Genomic DNA, 21,078 nt, shown 5'->3' with positions numbered 1-21,078 from the left:
GGTGGCGTATTCCGTGGACCTCGCCACGCGTCCGCGGGAGCCCGACCTGTGCACGGCGCGCCGGCCGATCCGACCGCGTCGGCCGCCGACGCCGGTGACGGGAAGCGGACGGCCGCGTCGTGCGTTCGTCCGACCATGACCATCGCGCTGCCCGCCGAGCTGCGGGAACTCGTCGAGTCCGGTCCCTACGTGCACCTCAGCACCGTCAACCCGGACGGCAGCCCCCAGGTCACGGTCGTCTGGGTCGGCATCGAGGACGACCACCTCGTCACCGCCCACCTGGGCCGCTACGCCAAGATCCGCAATCTCGAACGCGAGCCGCGAGCGGTGCTCTCGTTCCTAGCGCCGGCGACGCCGGGCGAGTTCATGCATCCGTACGCCGTGGTCAACGCCCGCGCCCGGGTGGAGCACACCGACCGCGCCTGGCCGCTGCTCGACCGGCTCGCCAAGCTCTACGTCGGACCGGACGCCGGCTTCCCCGCCCCGCCGCAGGACGGGTTCCTCGTGCACTACGACATCGAGCGCATCGGCGGCGTCGGACCCTGGGCCCCGGGCGGCCGCTGACTCAGAAGGTCTTGTGCAGCGCGAGCGGGTAGACCGGACCCGCGCCGTTCTCGCGCAGCAGGGCCGCGGCGACGGTGAAGCTGAACCCGCTGCGGGTGACGTCGTCGAGCAGCAGCACCGGCCCCGGCGGCACCTCACCGTCGACGGACAGCCGGGTGAGCGCGCGGGCCGCGGCGTCGACGTTGGTGGTGGTGTCGGACTGGAAGCCGGGGCCCGTGGCCGCCAGCGGGGTCGCGACGGTCATGCGGCCCAGCTCGGCGAGCCGGGCGGCGAGATCGGCCAGCAACGTCGGACGGGTGCGCGACGGCACCCAGGTGACCCAGGCCGGGCGGCCGGCGGGCCACCCCCACCGCGACAGGGTGGCGACGACGCCGTCGAACAGCTCCTGCCCGATCGGCTCGTCGCGGGCGAACGCGGCCTCGACGCACGCCGACCAGGCGGGGTCCTCGGCCACCGCGAGTGCGCGGCCCGGTTCGGCCCGCGCCGACTCGGCGATCTTGCCGCGCCGGGGAGCGCCCGAGGGCCACATCTTGCGGGGCTCGAGCACGGTGGTCTGCGCCCGCAGGTGCGCGAACGCGGCCTTGACCGTGTCGGGTGACGGCGAACCGCCCGGAGCCGGCAACCGGCCGGTGCACACCGCGCAGCGACCGCAGTCCGCGCCGGACGTGTCGTCGAGCTCGTGCCGCAGCTGCTGCATCAGGCACGTCTCGGACCGCTCGTAACGCAGCATCGCGGCCTGTTCCTTCTTGCGGGCCGCGGCGATGCCGGCGTAGCGCTCGGCGTCGTACACCCACTCGCGGCCGGTGGCGACGTACCCGCCGTCGACCCGCTGGACGGCGCCCTCGACGTCGAGCACCTTCAGCAGGGTCTCGAGCCGGCCGCGCCGCAGGCCGGAGTCGGCCTCGATGCGGGGCAGGCTGACCGGACCGTCGCCGAGCACCGCCAGCACCCGGCGCACGCGGTCCTCGGACGGGAACGCCGTCGAGTCGAAGTAGGCCCAGATGCGGGCATCGGCGGCGGTCGGCAGCAGGACCGCCTGCGCGACGTCGAGCGCACGCCCGGCACGGCCGACCTGCTGGTAGTACGAGATCGGCGACGCCGGGGCGCCGAGGTTCACCACGAACCCGAGCGTCGGGTGGTCGAGGCCCATGCCGAGCGACGAGGTCGCGACCACCGCCCGCAGCTCGTGCGCGAGCAGCCGCCGCTCGATGGCCGCGCGGTCGTCGGGCGGGGTGGCCGACGAGTAGGGCGCGACCTCGTGGCCCTGCCGGCGCAGGAAGTCGGCCAGCCGCGTCGTCTCGGCGACGGTGAGCGTGTAGATCAGCCCCGAGCCAGGCAGGCCGTCGCCGGCCAGCGCGTCGGCGATCCACGCGTAGGCGGTCGGCACGTCCGGGGTGTCGACGACCGACAGCGCGAGGCTCTCGCGATCGAGCGAGCCGCGCAGCGTGAGGGTGTCGGTGCCGAGCTGGGCGGCGACGTCGGCGGTGACGCGGTCGTTGGCGGTGGCGGTGGTCGCCAGCACCGGCGTGCCCTCGGGCAGGCCCGCCAGGACGTCCTTGATGCGGCGGTAGTCGGCGCGGAAGTCGGAACCCCAGTCGCTGACGCAGTGCGCCTCGTCGACGACGAGCATGCCGATGCGGGGGGCCAGGTGCGGCAGCACGCGCTGCCGGAAACCGAAGGAGTTGAGCCGCTCGGGCGAGATGAGCAGCACGTCGACGGCATCGGCGGCGATCTCGGCCTCGATCGAGGACCAGTCGTCGATGTTGGCCGAGTTGAGCGTGACCGCCCGCAACCCCGAGCGCTCGGCGGCCGCCACCTGGTCGCGCATCAGGGCCAGCAGCGGCGAGATGACGAGTGTCGGGCCGAACCCCTGCGAGCGCCGCAACCCGGCCGCGATCCAGTACACGGCCGACTTGCCCCATCCGGTGCGCTGGATGACGACGGCCTTGCGCCGCTCGGCCACCAGCGCCTCGATGGCACGCCACTGGTCGTCGCGCAGCGCGGCGGACGGCCCGGCGAGCCGCTCGAGATGGGTCTGGGCGGCGGCACGGAGATCGACGGTGGCGGTCACGTCCCCCATGGTGCCGACCGCCACCGACAGTTCCGGGCCCAGGCCCGTCAGGACGGCGGGTTCTGGACCACGCCGAGCCGCAGCAGCAGCGCGGCGACCGTCTCCACCGAGGCGTCGAGCAGTTCGGCGTCCGACAGCTCCGCGGGCTGGTCGCCGGAGGTGAGCTGCGGGCGCAGGTCGTCCGGCGAGCCGACGACGTCGTAACCCGCCTTCCCGATCGCCGCGACCGTCCGCTCGCCGTGCTCGCGCGCCCACGCGTGGTGCCGCTGCGGCAGCGTGAGGGGCCGGGCGGACGTCCGCCGGGCCAGGATCCACTCGGCCAGCTCGAGCCGGGCCAGCCCGTCGTACATCCAGGTCAGGCGCTTCTCGAGCGGGCCCTGCTCGTTGAGCCGCCGCAGCAACTCGGCCTCGACGACCCCCAGCGGCGTGTCGGCCTCGCCCGATTCGTGGGCGATCGACGCGTCGATGCCGACGACGGACGCGAACCGCCGCCACAGCTCGTCCCGGTCGTCCGCGTGCGGCACCGTCACCACGTGCACGTGGTCGGCGCCGAGGACGTCCGCCCACGGCGCCAGGACCTCGACCGGGTCGTGCAGGCCCCAGAACATCTCGCCGAACGGCGCCGGGGCGTCGCGGCCGAGGCGCACGAGATCGTCCACGAACCGGTCGAAGGTGACCGTGTGGGCGCGCGTGAGCTGCTGCTGCCAGTCGGACGCGAGCGCGCGGGCGACGTCCCGGGCGGTGAAGACCACGTGGACGTCGGCGGGCGCCACCGCCGCCACCATGCCGGTGATCTGCGGACGGGCGGCCCCGCCGAGCAGCTCGGTCGACAGGACGGCCCGCGACTGCGGGCCGGCGGTGATGCGCGCGGCGACCCTGCCCCAGGCGTCGTCCCAGGCCGGGTCCCACCGTCCGCCCAACGGCGCGCGACGCACGTCCATGGCGACGTCGACGTGCTCGCCCGGGTGTTCGAGCGGATACCGGATCCCTGCGGCCGCCAGCTCGTCCCGCCGCTCCCAGAGCGTCGTCTGCACCAGCGCGGTCCCTGCCTGCGGCGAGCCGACGTGCAGGAAGACCGTCTGCCGGCTGCCTCTGCCCGAGCTTCGCAGCCCCACCGTTCCCACGTCCTTCCTCATCGGCGTCCCGGAGGCGCCTGCCCGGCCCCGGATTCGTTGGTCGCGAATGTAGCGGGACGGCCTGTGTCGGCTGTTATGCTCCCCGCGGTCTCCAGCACTTCATGTCTTCACCTGATCCACGGGCAAGGCAAGTGGGGCGGACCGGGGGCGCCGCGAGGTGCGGCGTCCTTTCCGTAGATCGGTGAAAGGCACCAAAGCATGACGCAGGGCACGGTCAAGTGGTTCAACTCCGAGAAGGGGTTCGGCTTCATCGCCCCCGACGACGGCGGAGCGGACGTCTTCGTCCACTACTCCGGCATCGGTGGTGACGGCTACAAGAGCCTCGAGGACAACCAGCGCGTCGAGTTCGAGGTCACCCAGGGCCAGAAGGGCCCGCAGGCCCAGAACGTGCGCGCCGTCTGATTTGCACGCGCATCACGAGCGCCCCGCACCTCACGGTGCGGGGCGTTCGTCGTATCCGGGCCACGGTGCGCGGGGCGACCGGGCCGCGGTGCGCGGCTCAGGCGCGGGTGAACAGCTCCGCCGGACGGCCGCGGCCGCCCACGAGCACGTCACCGGTGCTGGCCAGCATCGGCTCCATCGAGCGGCGGAAGGTGTCGCGCTGCAGCTCGTGGCCGGCGATCGCCTCGTGCACCAGGCGCAGGTCGCGCAGCGTGAACGAGTCGCCCAGCAGGCCGTCCGGGTCGGGAGCGGCGGCGTAGCGGGCCTGCAGGTCGGCGACGGCGGCGGCGACGATCTCGCCGTGGCCGTAGGGCAGCCGCCCGGGCGACGACGCCGCGACGACGCGGGTCGACGGGCCGCGGCCCTCCCACTGCTCGTCCGTGGCGACCACGACGTGTCCGACCGACATGACCCACCCCCGGTCGTCCCGGTCGGGGGCGTCGAGCACCCGCAGCTGACGCGCCGAGGCGGGCGGCACACCCGGCAGCCCCGCGGCCTCGGCCAGGGCCCGGCTCGCCGCGGCGGCCAGCCGCTCGCCCTCGCCGACGAGAACGCCCGGCAGGATCCACCCGCCGCCGTCCCGCTTCACCTCGAGCACACTCAGCGCCCATCCGCCGGACCCGTCGTCGATCAGCCCCAGCATGGCCACGTCGACCGTCAGATAGGGGCGGGCGGCGCCCGCGAACCCGCCGGACCCGGCGTTCTTCGGGGTCCTGGCGGCCGGCCGGCGTCCGCTGCTCGACCGTGATCCCTGGGAAGCGTTCGTCCGTGCCATTAGCGCAGTATCACGCAAATATGGCCGGACGGAAACCCGGCGCGCTCAGCCCGACGCCTCCTCGGTGCGCCGGTCGGAGTCCTCGAGCAGGATGCGGGCCTCGTCGACGGGATCATCGGTGCCGGCGGCCAGCTCCTCGGGGAGCAGTTCTGCGGCCCGGTTCTCGACCCGGGTCTCGTCCGGCGGCTCGGACGGTTCGCCGCGGGCGGGGGTGGGGTACTCGGTCATGCCGAGGGCCTACCCAGCTCCGGCGCGCCGTCCACATCCCTCCGACTCGCCACAGCGGGCTCCGAGCCGGGACAATGGAACAGTGCCGGAGTACTTCCCCCCGCCCACGGCGGACTGCCCCACCTTCGATGCCGACAGCGAGTGGCACCCGATCATCGACGGAGCCCCGTACTTCGCGGCCCTGCACGAGCAGCTGACGGGCCTCGGAGCCGGGGACGAGGTGCTCATCGGCGGCCTCGGCCTCGATCCGGACCTGCGGCTGGTCGACGGTTCGCCGCACCTGCCCGAGCAGCTGGCCGCGCTGGCGGCCGACGGCGTCGACGTCCGCCTGCTGCTGGCCGGAAAGGTCTCGGCGTTCTTCGCGCCGTTCCCCGGCCTGGCCGGGTTCCGCAGCAACGCGAAGGTGTGCCGGGAGTTCAACGCGCTGCCGGGGCAGGCCGGGCACGCGCTCATCGACTACTCCGGGCCCCGCCTGGGGTCCAACCACCAGAAGACCGTCGTGATCACCCGCGGCGGCGAGGTCACCGCCTTCGTGGGTGGCATCGACCTCGAGGTGCCCCGCAAGGACGCCGCCCCGCACGACACGTTGCGGCTCAAGGGCAACCGCTGGGGCTGGCACGACATCGTCGTCCGGCTGCGCGGGCCGGCGGCCGCCCGCGCCCACGACGTGCTCGTGCGGCGCTGGCACGAGGCGGCCACCCTGCCCGTCCGCCCGTCACTGCGGCTGTCCCGGCACCCGCTGCCGCCCATCAACCCCCCGGCGGCGCCCACTCCCGACGTCGCCCGCGAGCAGAAGCCGGCGCCGGCCGAGGTGGCCGCGCAGACATCGGTGCGGGTGCTGCGCTCGATCTCGGACACCAAGCTGGCCTCGATCGTCCCCGGCCGCGGCGCGAGCTGGGACGCCCTGCCCGCCCGTGGCGTGCAGGAGATCTTCGACACCGTCAGCCACGCGATCTCGCGGGCCCGGCGCTACGTCTATCTCGAGGACCAGTACCTGCACGAGTACACCGGCGGACGGGACGGCTTCGAGCTCTACCCGTACCTGCGCGACGCCGCCGCCCGCGGGGTCAAGGTGATGCTCGTCGGGTCCGGACGCCGCGACCCCGAGGACCCCGGGCCCTCGCAGCTCGCCATCAACAAGGTCGTCAACAAGGACCTGCGCACCAAGCTGATCGACCGTCTCGACCCCGAGCGGCGCGGCAACGTGGTCGTCTACCGCGTCGAGCACTGCACCGTTCACGCCAAACTGCTGCTCGTCGACGACGTCTACGCCAACATCGGCTCGGCGAACCTGTTCAGCCGCTCGATGGCCGGCGTCGACTGCGAGATCAGTTCTTCGGTCGAGACGGCCACCACGCTCGTGCGCGACCTGCGGGTGAAGGTGTGGGCCGAGCACCTGCGCTGCGAGCTCACCCCCGAGCTCGCGCTGGACCTCGGCGACCTCGACCGCTCGCTGGGCGTGTGGAACGCCGCGTGGCTGCCGGCCGACGTCCCCGCGACGACGTGGCGCGTCGCCGGCGAGCCGGCCTCGTTCGCGCCGGCCGAGTGGGTGCTCAGCCGGGTCGACGGCCGCTGACGGGTGCCCGTCCGGGCGGACGGGCGGGGTCGGCTATCCGCCGTCCGCACGTGCCTCGCGGGCCAGCAGCGCGACGTGCAGGCCGACGACGGCGCCGGCCTCGGCGAGGTCGACACCGAGCACGGCCTCGAGGCGGCGCAGCCGGTCGTAGAGCGCGGCCCGCGAGATGAACAGCTCGGCGGCGGCGTCGGTCTTGCTGCCCCCGCAGCGGCAGTACGCGGCCAGGGTCGGCAACAGCGTGTCGACGTCCGGACGGGCGAGCAGCGCGCCGAGTTCTCGCTCGACGTACTCGGCCACCGCCGGGTGGTCGCGCAGCTGGTGCAGCAGGCCGGCGAGCCGCAGGTCGGGCGCCCGGTGGCAGCCGGCGGCGGGCGCGAGGTCGGCCACCCGCACCGCCTCGCGCAGCGACGCGCCGGCGCGCGATGCGTCGGTCACGGTGAACCCGATGCCGACGACGAGGCCCGGGTCGGCGAGCCGGTCCAGGCCGTCGAGGGCGGACGGGTCGCCGGACAGCAGCACCCCGACGTGCGCGTCGTCGAGCAGGGCGACGACGGCGTCCGCCCCCAGCGTGTCGGCGGCGGCGTCGGCCAGCTCGCGCAGCGCCGCGGGGGCGAGCGGGGCCGGTCCGCGCAGGACCGCGGCGGTCCATCGCTCGCCGGACAGCGGCGGCGTCCGGCCGTGGAGCAGGCCGGTGAGGACGGTGCGGTGCCGCTGCCGGTCGTCCTGGGCGGCGATCTCGCGCATCCGGACGTCCAGGATCACGGCGTGGACGGCCTGCGTGACGGCCACGAAGCGCACCTCGCGGTGCAGCTCGACGAGCGGGAGGTCGGCGTCCTCGGCGGCCCCGACGAGCGGGTCGGGCAGCGAGCCGCGGAACCGCCGCCCGAGTTCGACCACCACCCCGCGGACGCCGGCCCCGGCGAGGTCGCGCACGTACTGCCGCTGGGCGCGCGCGGCGGCCGGCAGCGCGATGCCCGTGGTGAGGATGAGCTCGCCGCCCTCGAGCAGCGGCGCGATGTCGGTGACCTCGGCGACGTGGACCCAGCGGACGGGCTGGTCGAGCCCGGCCGCCCCGGCCCGCAGGACCGGGGCACCGTCGCGCAGTTCGGGCAGCTCGAGCACGCGGCGCAGCGTCGGCAGCACGCAGCGGACCTTACAGAACGTCGGCGACGCGCGGACGATCCGACGACATGTCCGGTTCCGCTGACCGGGTGACGGGCCTAGCGTGCTCGCATGGATCGCATCACCCACTGGATCGACGGCGCGCGCGTCGCCGGCACCTCCGGCCGCACCGGGCCGGTGTTCAACCCCGCCACCGGCGAGCAGACCGGCGAGGTCGACCTCGCCTCGGCGTCCGAGCTGCAGGCCGCGGTCGCGAGCGCGAAGGCGGCGGCCGCCGAATGGCGCCAGGCGTCGCTGTCGCGCCGCTCGGCGGTGCTGTTCGCGTTCCGCGAGCTGCTGCACGCCCGCACCGGCGAGCTGGCCAAGATCGTCACCGCCGAGCACGGCAAGGTGCTGTCGGACGCCGAGGGTGAGATCGCCCGGGCGCTCGAGAACGTCGAGTACGCCTGCGGCGTGCCGGAGCTGATGAAGGGCGGGTTCAGCGAGCAGGCGGCGGCCGGCGTCGACGTCTACTCGATCCGCCAGCCGCTCGGCGTGGTCGCCGGCATCACGCCCTTCAACTTCCCCGCGATGGTGCCGCTGTGGATGGCCGCCAACGCGATCGCCACCGGCAACGCGTTCGTGCTCAAGCCGTCCGAGAAGGACCCGTCCGCCTCGCTGTGGCTGGCCGAGACGTGGAAGGAGGCCGGCCTGCCCGACGGCGTCTTCACCGTCGTCCAGGGCGACAAGGAGGCGGTCGACGGCCTGCTGTCGCACCCCGACGTCGCGGCCGTCAGCTTCGTCGGCTCGACGCCCATCGCGAAGTACATCTACGAGACCGGCACCCGCAACGGCAAGCGCGTGCAGGCGCTCGGTGGCGCCAAGAACCACATGATCGTGCTGCCCGACGCCGACATCGACCTGGCCGCCGACTCGGCGGTCTCGGCGGCCTACGGCGCCGCGGGCGAGCGCTGCATGGCGATCTCGGTGGCCGTCGCGGTCGGCGACGCCGGCGACAAGCTGGTCGACGCCATCGCGGCGAGGCTGCCCAAGCTGCGCATCGGCGACGGCGCCGACCCCGACTCGCAGATGGGTCCGCTCATCACCGCCGAGCACCGCGACAAGGTCGCCGGCTACATCGGCGCGGGCGCCGACGCGGGCGCGACGGTCGTCGTCGACGGTCGCGAGGCGGACGTGCCGTCCGACGGCTTCTACCTGGGCACGACGCTGCTCGACAACGTCACCGCCGACATGACCGTCTACACCGACGAGATCTTCGGCCCGGTGCTGTCGGTCGTGCGCGCCGGGACGTACGACGAGGCACTGAAGCTGGTGAACGAGCACGAGTACGGCAACGGTGTCGCGATCTTCACCCGTGACGGCGGTGCCGCCCGGCAGTTCCAGTTCGACGTCGAGGTCGGCATGGTCGGCATCAACGTGCCCATCCCCGTCCCGGTGGCGTACTACTCCTTCGGGGGTTGGAAGGGCTCGCTGTTCGGCGACCACCACATGTACGGGCCCGAGGGCGTCGACTTCTATACCCGCGGCAAGGTGGTCACCCAGCGGTGGCCCGACCCGGCGACGTCCACCGTCGACCTCGGCTTCCCGAGGACGCGCTGATGAGCGCGCTGGACGGACTGCCCACCGACGAGGCGCGGGTGCGCGAGCTCGACCGCGCGCACGTGTTCCACTCGTGGTCGGCGCAGGCGTTGATCGACCCGCTGCCGATCAAGAGCGCCGAGGGCGCGTACTTCGAGGATTACGCGGGAACGCGCTATCTCGACTTCTCGAGCCAGCTGATCAACGCCAACCTCGGTTACAGCCACCCGCGGATGATCGAGGCCATCCGCGAGTACGCCGGGAAGCTCACGACCATCGCGCCCACGTTCGCGAACGACGCCCGCAGCGAGGCGGCGCGGTTGATCGCCGAGCGCGCCCCCGGCGACCTGAACCGGGTGTTCTTCACCAACGGCGGCGCGGAGGCCGTCGAGAACGCGATGCGCATGGCGAAGCTGCACACCGGACGGCAGAAGGTGCTCGCCACCTATCGCAGCTACCACGGCGCCACCGCCGGGGCGATCACGCTCACCGGCGACCCGCGGCGCTGGGGCGCCGAGCCGGCGATGCCGGGCATCGTCCACTTCTGGGGTCCGTACCCGTACCGCTCGGCGTTCCACAGCGAGACGCCCGAGCAGGAGTGCGAGCGCGCGCTGCAGCACCTGCGCGACACGCTCATGGTCGAGGGGGCGCACACGGTCGCCGCGATCATCCTCGAGACGGTCGTGGGGACGAACGGCATCCTCGTGCCGCCGGACGGCTACCTCGAGGGCGTCCGCGCCATCTGCGACGAGTTCGGCATCGTCTACATCGCCGACGAGGTCATGGCCGGCTTCGGCCGCTGCGGCGAGTGGTTCGCCGTCGACCACTGGGGCGTCGTCCCCGACCTCATCGCGTTCGCGAAGGGCGTCAACTCCGGCTACGTCCCCCTCGGCGGCGTCGCGATCAGCGAGCGCATCGCGCGCACGTTCGACGAGCGCGTCTACCCCGGCGGGCTCACGTACTCCGGACACCCGCTGGCGTGCGCGACCGCGGTCGCGTCCATCCGCATCTTCGAGGACGAGGGCATCCTCGAGCACGTCCGCGCGCTGGGCGCCGACGTCATCGGACCGGAGCTGGCGAAGATCGCCGAGAAGCACCCGTCCGTCGGCGAGGTGCGCGGCCTGGGCGTCTTCTGGGCCGTCGAGCTCGTCCGCGACGCCGACACGCACGCGCCACTGGTGCCGTACAACGCGAGCGGCGGCGACGCCAAGCCGATGAACGAGTTCGCGGCCGCGTGCAAGAAGCGCGGATTGTGGCCGATGACCCACTTCAACCGCACCCACGTCGTGCCGCCCTGCACGATCACCGAGCAGGAGGTGCGCGACGGGCTGGCGATGCTCGACGACGCGCTCGAGGTGGCCGACTCGTACTACGGCGCATAGGACGTCAGCGACACCTGGCTGAAATCTCGCCGCACCACACTGCACACGAACCCGCCGAGGAGGCACGGATGACGAAGGTGATCGCTGCGATCTCGCAGACCACCTGGACCGGCGACAAGGAGTCGATGCTCGACCGGCACGAGCAGTTCGCCCGCGACGCCGCCGAGCAGGGAGCGCAGGTCATGTGCTTCCAGGAGCTGTTCTACGGCCCGTACTTCGGCATCACGCAGGACCAGAAGTACTACCGCTACGCGGAGCCGGCGGACGGTCCGATCGTGCAGCGCTTCGCCGCGCTCGCCGAGGAGCTCGGCCAGGTCATGGTGCTGCCGATCTACGAGGAGGAGCAGACCGGCGTCTACTACAACACCACCGTCGTGGTCGACGCCGACGGCACGATCCTCGGCAAGTACCGCAAGCACCACCTGCCTCACCTGGACCGGTTCTGGGAGAAGTTCTACTTCCGCCCCGGCAACCTCGGCTACCCGGTGTTCGACACCGCCGTCGGCAAGGTCGGCACCTACATCTGCTACGACCGGCACTTCCCCGAGGGCTGGCGCGAGCTGGGCCTCAACGGCGCGCACATCGTGTTCAACCCCAACGCCACCAAGCCGGGACTGTCCAACCGGTTGTGGGAGGTCGAGGGCCCGTGCGCCGCGGTGGCCAACGGCTACTTCGTGCTGCAGCCCAACCGGGTCGGCCGTGAGGACAACGAGTACGGCGACCTGGCCGTCGACTTCTACGGCACCAGCCAGGTGATCGACCCGCGCGGCAACTTCGTCGGCGAGCGCGGCTCGGCCGACAAGGAGGAGCTGCTCGTCCGCGAGCTCGACATGGACCTCGTGCAGCAGATGCGCGACGACTGGCAGTTCTACCGTGACCGCCGTCCCGACTCCTACACCAGGATTGCTCAGCCGTGAACGCAGTGAACGGATCGATGTCACAGTGTCGTGCTTCGCTGGCCGAGCGAAGCGAGGTCAAGCCATGAGCAGAACACTGATCACCGGCGGGACGGTCGTCTCGTCCACCGGCACCGCCCACCAGGACGTCCTCGTCGACGGCGAGACCATCGCCGCCGTGCTCGCGCCGGGCGCGTTGCCCGACCTGCAGCCCGACCGGACGATCGACGCCACCGGCAAGTACGTCATCCCCGGCGGCATCGACGCGCACACCCACATGGAGATGCCGTTCGGCGGCACCGAGGCGTGCGACACGTTCGAGACCGGCACCCGCGCGGCCGCGTGGGGCGGCACGACCACGATCATCGACATGGCCGTGCAGACGGTCGGCCAGCGCGTGCAGGACCGCCTGCAGGTGTGGCACGAGAAAGCCGCCGGCAACTGCGCGATCGACTACGCGTTCCACCAGATCATCGGCGACGTGAACGACGAGTCGCTGAAGGCGATGGACGAGCTCGTCGACGAGGGCGTGACCAGCTTCAAGCTGTTCATGGCCTACCCGGGCGTGTTCCTGTCGAGCGACGGCCAGATCGTGCGGGCCATGCAGACGGCCGCCGGCAACGGCGCGCTGATCATGATGCACGCGGAGAACGGCTCGGCCATCGACGTCTTCGTGCAGCAGGCGATCGAGCGGGGTGAGACCTCGCCGGTGAACCACGGGCTGACGCGCCCGTGGCAGATGGAGCAGGAGGCCACGCACCGCGCGATCATGCTGTCCGAGGTCGTCGGCACGCCGCTCTACATCGTCCACGTGTCGGCCGGGCAGGCGCTCGCCCGCATCGCCGAGGCCCGCAACGCCGGGCAGAACGTGTTCGGCGAGACGTGCCCGCAGTACCTGTACCTCTCGCTCGAGGAACAGCTCGGTGCCGAGGGCTTCGAGGGCGCGAAGTGGGTGTGCTCGCCGCCGCTGCGCAAGCGGTCCGAGGGCCACCAGGACGAGCTCTGGAAGTTCATCCGCACCGGCGACGTCACGTCCGTCTCGACCGACCACTGTCCTTTCTGCATGAAGGACCAGAAGGAACTGGGCCTGCAGGACTTCTCGAAGATCCCGAACGGCATGGGCACCGTCGAGCACCGCATGGACCTGCTGTTCCAGGGCGTCAAGGACGGCCGCATCAGCCTCGAGCGGTGGGTCGACGTCACCTCGACGTCCCCGGCCCGCATGTTCGGGATGTACGGCAAGAAGGGTGTCATCGCCGCGGGCGCCGACGCCGACATCGTCGTCTACGACCCGAACGGCCACACCTCCATCGGACTGGACAAGACGCACCACATGAACATCGACTACTCCGCCTGGGAGGGCTGGGAGATCGACGGCCACGTCGACCTCGTGCTCTCGCGCGGCGAGGTGGTCAAGGACGAGACCGGTTACGTCGGACGCAAGGGCCACGGCGCGTTCGTGAAGCGCGGCCTGTCCCAGAACCTGATCTGAGGCGATAGATGGACTTCGGCGTCGTCCTGCAGAACGATCCGCCCGCCGCACGGGTGATCGAGCTCGTGCGGCAGGCGGAGACGTACGGCTTCTCGCACGCGTGGACGTTCGACTCGCACCTGCTGTGGCAGGAGCCGTACGTCGTCTACAGCCAGATTCTCGCGTCGACGCGCAAAATCGTCGTCGGCCCGATGGTGACGAACCCGGCCACCCGCGACTGGACGGTCACCGCGTCCCTGTTCGCCACGCTCAACGAGATGTTCGGCAACCGCACCGTCTGCGGCATCGGCCGCGGCGACTCGGCCGTTCGCGTCATCAACGGCGCCCCGGTCACGCTGAAGACGCTGCGCGAGTCGATCGGCGTCATCCGCGGTCTCGCCAACGGCGAGGCGGTCGAGTACAAGGGCAACACGCTGCAGTTCCCGTGGTCCGAGGGGTCGCACCTGCCGGTGTGGGTGGCCGCGTACGGGCCCAAGGCGCTCGCGCTCACCGGCGAGGTCGGTGACGGGTTCATCCTGCAGCTCGCCGACCCCGACATCACCGCCTGGTCGATCGCGGCCGTCCGCAAGGCGGCCGCCGACGCCGGACGCGACCCCGAGTCGATCACCATCTGCGTCGCGGCGCCGGCGTACGTCACCGACGGCACCGAGGACGGCCTGCAGCACGGCCGCGACCAGTGCCGGTGGTTCGGCGGCATGGTGGGCAACCACGTCGCCGACATCGTCGGGCGGTACGGGGCCGACGGTGCCGCCATCCCCCGCGCGCTGAGCGACTACATCGCCGGCCGGCAGGGTTACGACTACAACTCGCACGGCAAGGCCGGCAACACGCACACCGATTTCGTGCCGGACGAGATCGTCGACCGGTTCTGCCTGGTCGGCCCGGTCGAGCATCAGGTCGCTCGGCTCGAGGAGCTGCGGGCGCTGGGGGTCGACCAGTTCGCCGTCTACCTGCAGCACGACGCGAAGAACGAGACCCTCGCCGCGTACGGCGACAAGGTCATGCCCGCGGTCAACGTGCGCAAGGCGGCCAGGAGTTGACGTCGGTGACGTCACGACCCACGCGCGACGCGCCGCCGGCGCCGGCAGCGGCACGCCGGATGCGGCCCACCCGGGCCACCGGCCTCGGCTGGTTGCGGCGCGCGGCGTTCGCGGTGCTGGGCTTCGTGCTCGTGCTCGCGATCTGGGAGCTGTACAAGTCGTTCGGGCCGGCCGACGGCGTGAGCGTCGGCGGCGTGCGCCTGCTGCCGCGCACCACCGACGCCGCCATGCCCAGCCTGGGCCGCATCTGGGACGCGTTCGGGGCACCCGAGGTCGGCGGGTCCGTGCTGTCGCTCGACGCCCCGCCGACGGTGTTCGACTCGGTGTTCTCGGCCGCGTGGCACTCGCTCGCGTGGGCGGGCGCCGGGTTCGTGCTCGGCGTCGCCGTCGGATTGCTGCTGGCCCTGCTCATGGACGCCGTCGGGCTGTTCGAGAAGGCCCTGCTGCCCTACGTGGTCCTCAGCCAGACCGTTCCCCTCATCGCGCTCGCCCCGCTGGTCACGAACTGGGGCGACGGGTCGAGCTTCGGGCCCATCCCCTGGCGCACCTGGATGTCGGCGTCGTTGATCGCCGCCTACCTCGCGTTCTTCCCGGTCGCGGTCGGCATGGTGCGCGGCCTGAAGTCGCCGGCCGCCGTGCACCGCGAGTACTTCCGCGCCGCGAACGCGGGCTGGTGGCCGACGCTGGTACGGCTCAAGCTGCCGGCCTCGGTCTCCTACCTCGTGCCCGCGCTGCGGCTGGCCGCGGCCGGCGCCGTCGTCGGCCAGGTCGTCGCCGAGATCTCCATCGGCCTCGAGGGGGGCATCGGTCGCCTGATCATCAGCTACTCGACCGGCGCCACGGGCGACCCGTCCCGCGTCTACACCGCGGTCATCGGCGCGGCCGTGCTCGGCCTCGTCGCCGCCGCCATCGTCAGCCTGTTCGACCTCGGCCTGCGCCGCTTCAAGACGGAGTCGTCATGACCGATACCCGGGGCGACACCGCCACCGGCACCGACGCTGTCGTCCTGCGGGACGTCGCCAAGACCTTCACCACGAAGTCGGGGACGGTGCAGGCGCTGTCCGACATCGACCTGACCGTCCGCGCGGGCGAGTTCGTGTCGCTCATCGGACCGTCCGGATGCGGCAAGTCGACGCTGCTGCGGGTGATCGCCGATCTGTTGCCGCCGACATCCGGTGCGGTCACCGTCAACGGGCGGACGGCCAAGGCCGCCCGGCTCGGACGCGAGTACGGCTTCGCGTTCCAGCAGGCGGGCCTGCTCGACTGGCGCACCGTGCAGGCGAACGTCGAGCTGCCGCTCGAGCTGCACGGGGTCGACAAGGGCAAGCGGCGGGCGCGCGCGCAGGAGCTGCTCGAGATGGTCGGCCTGTCCGACTTCGCGCGACAGCGTCCGCCGCAGTTGTCCGGCGGCATGCAGCAGCGCGTCGCCATCGCCCGCGCGCTGGCCGAGAAGCCCGCGCTGCTGCTGATGGACGAGCCCTTCGGCGCCCTGGACGAGATGACCCGCGAGCGCATGCAGGACGAACTGGTCCGCATCGCCGGCGAGACGTCGGCGGCGGTGGTGTTCGTGACCCACTCGATCCCCGAGGCCGTCTACCTGTCCGACCGCGTGGTCGTCATGTCCCCGCGCCCCGGACGGATCGCCTCGATCGTGCCCGTCGGCCTGCGGCACCGGGCGGACGGATCGGCGCGCACCGGCACCGAGATCCGCGAGGCGCCCGAGTTCTACGCCGCGATCACGAAGGTGCGCGAGGCGCTGCGCGGCCGCGAGACGTCCGACGCCGTCCCCGACCTCGCGAAGGGTGCCTTGTGACCGCCGCGCGGCGCGTGGCGTCCAACGTCGCGCCGCCGCTGGCGTTCGGCGTGCTGTTCCTGCTCGCCTGGCAGGCGCTCGTGCGCTGGCGCGACATCGAGTCGTTCGTGCTGCCCGCGCCGACGGACATCTGGAGCGCCTTCACCCGCAACTTCTCCCGCATTCTCGAGGCCGCCGAGCGCTCGGGCACGAACGCGCTCGTCGGGCTCGTACTGGGTGGCGCCGTCGCGGTGCTCGCCGCGGCGCTCGCGACCCGCATCCGCGTGGTCGACGAACTGGTGACGCCGCTGGTCGCCGCTCTGGCCGCGATGCCGATCGTCGCGCTGGCCCCGCTGCTGAACAATATGTACTCGTCGACCTCGGCCATGCCGCGGCGCATCGTCGTCGCCGTCGCTGCGTTCGTCCCGATCTTCACGAACGTGGCCCGCGGCTTGAAACGGCTGCGGCCGGTGCACGCCGAGCTCATGGCCAGCTACGCGGCGTCGGGCACCGACGTGTTGCGCACCATCCGCATCCCCACCGCGCTGCCGTACTTCTTCACCGGCCTGCGCATCGCCGCCTCGCTCGCGGTGATCGCGTCGGTGGTCACCGAGTACTTCGGCGGGCTCAAGGACGGGCTCGGGTCGCGCATCACGTCGTCGGTGTCGGCGACCGACTATCCCGCCGCGTGGGCGTCCGTGCTGGGTGCCGTGCTGCTCGGTCTGCTGTTCTACGTCGTCGCGCTCGGTCTCGAACGCGTCGCGATGCGTGGACGCGCCGACGTGACGGGCTGACAGACCTTTCGCGGGCAGCGCCGCCCGGCCATCATCACCACTCACATCACAGCTCCTATTGGGGGACGCAATGGGCAGTTCGATCCGGAAGATGATCGCGACCGGCGCCGCCGTGCTCACGGTCGGCGGCGTCACTGCCGCGTGCGGCAGCGACAGTGACGGCGGAGGCGGCGGAGGTGGAGGCGGCGACCTGACCAAGGTCAAGCTGCAGCTGCAGTGGTTCACGCAGGCGCAGTTCGCCGGCTACATCGCCGCGCTGAAGAAGGGCTTCTACAAGGACGCCGGGCTCGACGTGTCGATCCTGCAGGGCGGCGTCGACATCGTGCCGCAGACCGTGCTCGCCAAGGGTCAGGCCGACTACGCGATCGCGTGGGTGCCGAAGGCGCTGCAGTCGCGCGAGAAGGGCGCGCAGATCACCGACGTCGGTCAGGTCTTCCAGCGCTCCGGCACGCTGCAGGTGTCGTTCAAGAACAAGAACATCACCACCGCCGCCGACCTCAAGGGCAAGACCGTGGGCGACTGGGGCTTCGGCAACGAGTACGAGCTGTTCGCCGGCATGACGAAGGCGGGCATCGACCCGGGCAGCGGCGTGAAGATCGTGCAGCAGCAGTTCGACATGAACGCCCTGCTGTCCGGTGACATCGACGCCGCGCAGGCGATGATCTACAACGAGTACGCGCAGGTGCTCGAGGCGAAGAACCCGAAGACGGGCAAGCTCTACACCCAGTCGGACTTCAACACGATCAACTGGAACGACGAGGGCACCGCGATGCTCCAGGACGCCATCTGGGCGAACACGACCAAGCTGAAGGACAAGAAGTACCAGGACACGACGGTCAAGTTCCTCAAGGCGAGCTACAAGGGCTGGATCTACTGCGCCAAGAACGCCACGGAGTGCCGTGACCTGGTCGTGGCCGCCGGCTCGAAGCTCGGCGCCAGCCACCAGCTGTGGCAGACCAACGAGGTCAACAAGCTGATCTGGCCGTCGCCGAACGGCATCGGCATGGTCGACAAGACAGCGTGGGACCGGACCGTCACGATCGCGTCGGGCACGAAGAACATCGACGGCGACACGGTGCTCACCGGGGCGCCGAAGGGCCTGGCGTACACGAACGAGTACACCGAGAAGGCGCTGGCCGAGCTCAAGAAGGACGGCGAGGACGTGACCGGCAAGGACTACAAGCCGATCACGGTCACGCTCAAGGCCGGGGGCAGCTGACCGTCGCGCGCCGGGCGTGCGGGATGCTGGGCGGATGCCAGAGTCCGCACCCGATCTCGCCGCCCGGCTGCTCGACGCCCAGGTCGCCTGGATCGTCGACCGCCTCACCGGTGACGAGTTCGCCACGCTGATCGGCGAGGCCGTCGACGACCTCTTCGAGATCGGCGCGCGTGTGCCGCTCGAGTCGATCGCCGACCCGGACGCGATCAAGTCGGTCGTCCGCCGCGCGCTCGCCGGGTCGGCGGGCAGCCCGCTCGTCGAGTCGATCGTCGACACCGCGGTCGACGCGGTGTACGACCTGCGCACCGCCGACGACCACGAACTCGGTGCCGTCGTCGCGCGCGAGCACGTGGACGCCCTGGTCACCAAGGTCCTCTCGATGCGGCAGTTGCACGAGCAGGTCATGGCCCGCATGTTCGAGAGTCCGGCCGTCGGCGACATCGCCTCGCAGTTCGTCGGGCGCATCGTGTCCGATTTCGTGAACGCCAACCGCGAGCGCATGGAGAAGCTGCCCGGCGCGAAGTCGCTCATCGGCATCGGTCTCGGCGCGGCGAACAAGGTGCGGACGGCGACGCAGGACACCTTCATCGGCGACGCCGCGGGCAAGGGCGCGCAGTTCGCCATCAAGCGCACCAACGCCGCCACCCGCGACCTGCTGCAGGACGCGCGGCTGCGTGAGGCCGCGCTCGAACTGTGGGACCTGCAGGCCGCCGAGACCGTGGCGGCCCTGCGGGAGTACGCCTCGGCCGGCGACCTCCGGGAGCTCGCGCAGATCGTCCGCCTGATCGTCGCCGACGCCCGCGACTCCGAGTACACCGGCCAGTTGATCGACGGCGTCGTCGACGCTGTGTTCGAGACCTACGGCGGACGGGACGTGGCCGACCTGCTGGGCGACCTCGGACTCACGCCCGACGAGCTGCGCCAGACCCTCGAGCAGATCGCGCCCATGCTGCTCGAGACGCTGCGCGACACCGGCGACCTCGAGCATCTCGTCCGGTCCCGTCTCGCCCCGTTCTTCGAGTCGGACGCCTACGCGGCGGCCGTGGCCGGGTAGCGCGCCGGAAATCGGCCGGGCGCTTCGCGAAGATCGGGACCGTCGCCCCGATTCGTCCGGACGGTCGTCCTGCTGCGTTCGGTTCCGGCGGTTTCTGTCGGACCCCGCCCGCATGATCGTCGGGTGCGCAGACACCTCACCCCGATCTCACTCCTCACGTCTCTGGTCACGGCCGCGGCCGGACTGACTCTCGCCACCGCGACGGACGCCGCCGCGGCCGCGACCTGCACCTACAAGCCCGTGCTGCCGAAGCGGGTGGTCGTCGGCCAGACCGTCGTCGGCTTGCGGGTCCCGCTGTCGGTCGTCGGCCCGGCGGCCTGTCGCAACGACAACATGTCCGCCTCGACCCAACTCGTCCGTGGCAAGGACTCCTACTTCTTGTCGTGGCTGTTCAGCACCGCGCCCGACACGCAATCCGTCTACGCCTTCACGATCGTCCCGGGCACCTACCGCACCACCGCGAGTACGTGCAGTGCCTACGACGCCGACTACAACGCGCTGTCCTGCACCATGACTGCCGCCTCGACCGTCATCAAGTTCGGCGGCAAGCCCCGCCTGACGGCCAGCCGGTCCGGTTCCAAGGTCAAGCTCCATGCCCGTGCGGCCCGCTTCGACGACTTCGACGACACGAAAGCCGTCACCGCCCCTGTCGCGCTGCAGCAGCTGAACGCGAAGGGCAAGTGGGTGACGTTGCGCCGGGCGACCGCGACGGCGTCGCGCGGCTACACCTGGACGTTCAACCGCACCAAGAAATACCGCTACCGGATCGTGCAGAGAGAGGTCGGCTCCACCTTCGGCGCCAACTCCCGCAGCGTCGTCAAGTAGCGTCGATCGGGTGAGCTCACCCGTGCGCTGGGGCGTCCTCGGCACCGCCAAGATCGCCCGTAGTTCGTTGCTCCCGGCGGTCGCGGCGGCGGGCGGGGTGGCGCACGTGGTGGGCAGCCGGTCGCCGGAACGCGCCCAGCAGTGGGCGCGCGAGAGCGGCGTCGGCGGGGGTACCGACTACGAGGGCGTCCTCGCCGACCCCGACGTCGACGTCGTCTACGTCGCGTTGCCGAACGACCAGCACGTCGAGTGGGCCCTCAAGGCCGCAGCCGCGGGCAAGGCCGTGCTGTGCGAGAAGCCTCTCGGGCTCGACGCCGCCGACGTGACGCGTCTCGTCGACACCCTCGAACCCGCCGCCCGGGTGTGGGAGGCCTTCGTCTTCCCGTTCCACCCGCAGTCCGAGCGCGTCGCCGCGCTGCTCACCGAACTCGGGGAGCCGCTGCAGGTGGTCTCGGAGTTCCACTTCACCGTCTCCGGCGACACCAACATCAGGCTCAACGACACCGGCGGCGGCGCGCTGTACGACGTCGGCTGCTACCCGGTGCGACTCGGCCGACTGCTGCTCGGGTCCGAGCCGACGGCCGCCCACGGCAGCGCCGTGCTCGCCGACAACGGCATCGACCTGTCGACGACGGCCGTGCTCGACTTCCCTGGCGACCGCCGCCTCGTGCTGTCGTGCAGCCTGCAGCGACCCGCCTCGACCGCGACCCGCATCATCGGCTCGGCGGCGACGTTGGAGATCGACAACCCGTTCCACCCGAAGCCCGGCGACGCCGTCCGGCTGGTGCGCCGCGGTGAGGTCGTCGAGACGATCCCCGCCGACGAGCGCACCGCGTTCACCCACGCCGTCACCCACGTCCAGGACGTCGTCCGCGGCGCCGCCGAGCCGCGTCACACCGTTCCCGTCGACGGGCTCGCACAGTCGGTCGCGCTCGACCTCGTGCGGCGCGCGGTCGGCCTCTGACCCGTCGGCCTCTGATCCGTCGGCGCTCGGCCCGTCGGCGCTCGGCCCGTCGGCGCTCGGCCCGTCGGCGCTCGGCCCGTCGGCGCTCGGCCCGTCGGCGCTCGGCCCGTCGGCGCTCGGCCCGTCGGC

General features: G+C 71.8%; 20 protein-coding genes. 15 read left to right on the top strand and 5 right to left on the bottom strand.

Annotated elements, in window-relative coordinates; genetic code table 11:
• The first annotated feature begins 135 nt into the window (after positions 1–135).
• A complete protein-coding gene (locus ACYVP9_RS14665; RefSeq protein ID WP_460605650.1) occupies positions 136–564 on the top strand; it encodes a PPOX class F420-dependent oxidoreductase in 429 nt (142 codons plus the stop codon).
• Between the two features lies 1 nt (position 565).
• Here the strand turns inward: ACYVP9_RS14665 and ACYVP9_RS14660 are convergent, their stop codons facing one another.
• Positions 566–2,644 (bottom strand): RecQ family ATP-dependent DNA helicase, encoded by a 2,079-nt coding sequence (locus tag ACYVP9_RS14660; protein ID WP_460605649.1) that lies wholly within the window; start codon positions 2,642–2,644, stop codon positions 566–568.
• Positions 2,645–2,682: 38 nt separating this feature from the next.
• Complete coding sequence (locus ACYVP9_RS14655) at positions 2,683–3,669, bottom strand: hypothetical protein (protein WP_460605648.1); 987 nt, start codon at positions 3,667–3,669, stop codon at positions 2,683–2,685.
• A 300-nt stretch (positions 3,670–3,969) separates the two neighbouring features.
• Here ACYVP9_RS14655 and cspE point away from each other — a divergent pair, with 300 nt between their 5' ends.
• Positions 3,970–4,173, top strand: coding sequence for a cold-shock protein (gene cspE, locus ACYVP9_RS14650; RefSeq protein ID WP_460605647.1), 204 nt, complete (start codon positions 3,970–3,972; stop codon positions 4,171–4,173).
• A gap of 97 nt (positions 4,174–4,270) precedes the next feature.
• On the opposite strand, the gene ACYVP9_RS14645 is transcribed toward cspE, so the two are convergent.
• Together ACYVP9_RS14645 and ACYVP9_RS14640 are read right to left on the bottom strand one after the other, a co-directional pair.
• The gene (locus tag ACYVP9_RS14645; protein ID WP_460605646.1) at positions 4,271–4,987 is read right to left on the bottom strand and encodes an NrtR DNA-binding winged helix domain-containing protein; all 717 of its coding nucleotides are present in this window, start codon (positions 4,985–4,987) and stop codon (positions 4,271–4,273) included.
• 45 nt (positions 4,988–5,032) lie between these two features.
• Entirely contained in the window at positions 5,033–5,215 is a 183-nt protein-coding gene (locus ACYVP9_RS14640) for a hypothetical protein (protein WP_460605645.1), read from the bottom strand.
• A gap of 82 nt (positions 5,216–5,297) precedes the next feature.
• Between ACYVP9_RS14640 and ACYVP9_RS14635 the strand changes: the two genes are divergently transcribed.
• On the top strand, positions 5,298–6,791 hold the full coding sequence (locus ACYVP9_RS14635) for a phospholipase D-like domain-containing protein (protein WP_460605644.1): 1,494 nt from the start codon (positions 5,298–5,300) through the stop codon (positions 6,789–6,791).
• Positions 6,792–6,824: 33 nt separating this feature from the next.
• Here ACYVP9_RS14635 and ACYVP9_RS14630 read toward each other — a convergent pair whose 3' ends face one another.
• Positions 6,825–7,934 carry a PucR family transcriptional regulator gene (locus ACYVP9_RS14630; RefSeq protein WP_460605643.1) on the bottom strand — a complete coding sequence of 370 codons (1,110 nt, stop codon included), beginning with the start codon at positions 7,932–7,934 and terminating at the stop codon, positions 6,825–6,827.
• A 90-nt stretch (positions 7,935–8,024) separates the two neighbouring features.
• Here ACYVP9_RS14630 and ACYVP9_RS14625 point away from each other — a divergent pair, with 90 nt between their 5' ends.
• From ACYVP9_RS14625 to ACYVP9_RS14570, 12 genes are all read left to right on the top strand, one after another.
• Positions 8,025–9,512 carry a CoA-acylating methylmalonate-semialdehyde dehydrogenase gene (locus ACYVP9_RS14625; RefSeq protein WP_460605642.1) on the top strand — a complete coding sequence of 496 codons (1,488 nt, stop codon included), beginning with the start codon at positions 8,025–8,027 and terminating at the stop codon, positions 9,510–9,512.
• Positions 9,512–10,873 carry an aspartate aminotransferase family protein gene (locus tag ACYVP9_RS14620; protein ID WP_460605641.1) on the top strand — a complete coding sequence of 454 codons (1,362 nt, stop codon included), beginning with the start codon at positions 9,512–9,514 and terminating at the stop codon, positions 10,871–10,873. The genes ACYVP9_RS14625 and ACYVP9_RS14620 overlap by 1 nt, the downstream gene beginning before the upstream one ends.
• A 68-nt stretch (positions 10,874–10,941) precedes the next feature.
• A complete protein-coding gene (locus ACYVP9_RS14615; RefSeq protein ID WP_460605640.1) occupies positions 10,942–11,790 on the top strand; it encodes a carbon-nitrogen hydrolase family protein in 849 nt (282 codons plus the stop codon).
• Positions 11,791–11,854: 64 nt separating this feature from the next.
• Positions 11,855–13,261 (top strand): dihydropyrimidinase, encoded by a 1,407-nt coding sequence (hydA, locus tag ACYVP9_RS14610; protein ID WP_460605638.1) that lies wholly within the window; start codon positions 11,855–11,857, stop codon positions 13,259–13,261.
• A gap of 8 nt (positions 13,262–13,269) precedes the next feature.
• A complete protein-coding gene (locus ACYVP9_RS14605; RefSeq protein WP_460605637.1) occupies positions 13,270–14,301 on the top strand; it encodes an LLM class F420-dependent oxidoreductase in 1,032 nt (343 codons plus the stop codon).
• A 59-nt stretch (positions 14,302–14,360) separates the two neighbouring features.
• Positions 14,361–15,263, top strand: a complete 903-nt coding sequence (locus ACYVP9_RS14600) for an ABC transporter permease (RefSeq protein ID WP_460605635.1) — start codon at positions 14,361–14,363, stop codon at positions 15,261–15,263.
• Positions 15,260–16,114: an ABC transporter ATP-binding protein gene (locus ACYVP9_RS14595; protein ID WP_460605634.1), complete on the top strand. Its 855-nt coding sequence runs from the start codon at positions 15,260–15,262 to the stop codon at positions 16,112–16,114. The genes ACYVP9_RS14600 and ACYVP9_RS14595 overlap by 4 nt, the downstream gene beginning before the upstream one ends.
• Entirely contained in the window at positions 16,111–16,887 is a 777-nt protein-coding gene (locus ACYVP9_RS14590) for an ABC transporter permease (RefSeq protein WP_460605633.1), read from the top strand. The genes ACYVP9_RS14595 and ACYVP9_RS14590 overlap by 4 nt, the downstream gene beginning before the upstream one ends.
• A gap of 91 nt (positions 16,888–16,978) precedes the next feature.
• Positions 16,979–18,106, top strand: a complete 1,128-nt coding sequence (locus ACYVP9_RS14585) for an ABC transporter substrate-binding protein (RefSeq protein ID WP_460605631.1) — start codon at positions 16,979–16,981, stop codon at positions 18,104–18,106.
• Positions 18,107–18,140: 34 nt separating this feature from the next.
• Positions 18,141–19,160 (top strand): hypothetical protein, encoded by a 1,020-nt coding sequence (locus tag ACYVP9_RS14580; protein WP_460605629.1) that lies wholly within the window; start codon positions 18,141–18,143, stop codon positions 19,158–19,160.
• Between the two features lie 123 nt (positions 19,161–19,283).
• On the top strand, positions 19,284–19,985 hold the full coding sequence (locus ACYVP9_RS14575; RefSeq protein WP_460605628.1) for a hypothetical protein: 702 nt from the start codon (positions 19,284–19,286) through the stop codon (positions 19,983–19,985).
• 10 nt (positions 19,986–19,995) lie between these two features.
• Entirely contained in the window at positions 19,996–20,949 is a 954-nt protein-coding gene (locus ACYVP9_RS14570) for a Gfo/Idh/MocA family protein (protein WP_460605627.1), read from the top strand.
• Positions 20,950–21,078 lie beyond the last annotated feature (129 nt).

The sequence above is a fragment of the Jatrophihabitans fulvus genome (genome assembly GCF_054781375.1).
This window is presented reverse-complemented; position numbering and strand designations above follow the sequence as displayed.

Coding starts and splice junctions, on each gene's coding strand:
- ACYVP9_RS14665 (WP_460605650.1), top strand. CDS start 136: ATGACCATCGCGCTGCCCGCCGAGCTGCGGGAACTCGTCGAGTCCGGT.
- ACYVP9_RS14660 (WP_460605649.1), bottom strand. CDS start 2,644: ATGGGGGACGTGACCGCCACCGTCGATCTCCGTGCCGCCGCCCAGACC.
- cspE (WP_460605647.1), top strand. CDS start 3,970: ATGACGCAGGGCACGGTCAAGTGGTTCAACTCCGAGAAGGGGTTCGGC.
- ACYVP9_RS14645 (WP_460605646.1), bottom strand. CDS start 4,987: ATGGCACGGACGAACGCTTCCCAGGGATCACGGTCGAGCAGCGGACGC.
- ACYVP9_RS14640 (WP_460605645.1), bottom strand. CDS start 5,215: ATGACCGAGTACCCCACCCCCGCCCGCGGCGAACCGTCCGAGCCGCCG.
- ACYVP9_RS14625 (WP_460605642.1), top strand. CDS start 8,025: ATGGATCGCATCACCCACTGGATCGACGGCGCGCGCGTCGCCGGCACC.
- ACYVP9_RS14620 (WP_460605641.1), top strand. CDS start 9,512: ATGAGCGCGCTGGACGGACTGCCCACCGACGAGGCGCGGGTGCGCGAG.
- ACYVP9_RS14615 (WP_460605640.1), top strand. CDS start 10,942: ATGACGAAGGTGATCGCTGCGATCTCGCAGACCACCTGGACCGGCGAC.
- hydA (WP_460605638.1), top strand. CDS start 11,855: ATGAGCAGAACACTGATCACCGGCGGGACGGTCGTCTCGTCCACCGGC.
- ACYVP9_RS14605 (WP_460605637.1), top strand. CDS start 13,270: ATGGACTTCGGCGTCGTCCTGCAGAACGATCCGCCCGCCGCACGGGTG.
- ACYVP9_RS14600 (WP_460605635.1), top strand. CDS start 14,361: ATGCGGCCCACCCGGGCCACCGGCCTCGGCTGGTTGCGGCGCGCGGCG.
- ACYVP9_RS14595 (WP_460605634.1), top strand. CDS start 15,260: ATGACCGATACCCGGGGCGACACCGCCACCGGCACCGACGCTGTCGTC.
- ACYVP9_RS14585 (WP_460605631.1), top strand. CDS start 16,979: ATGATCGCGACCGGCGCCGCCGTGCTCACGGTCGGCGGCGTCACTGCC.
- ACYVP9_RS14580 (WP_460605629.1), top strand. CDS start 18,141: ATGCCAGAGTCCGCACCCGATCTCGCCGCCCGGCTGCTCGACGCCCAG.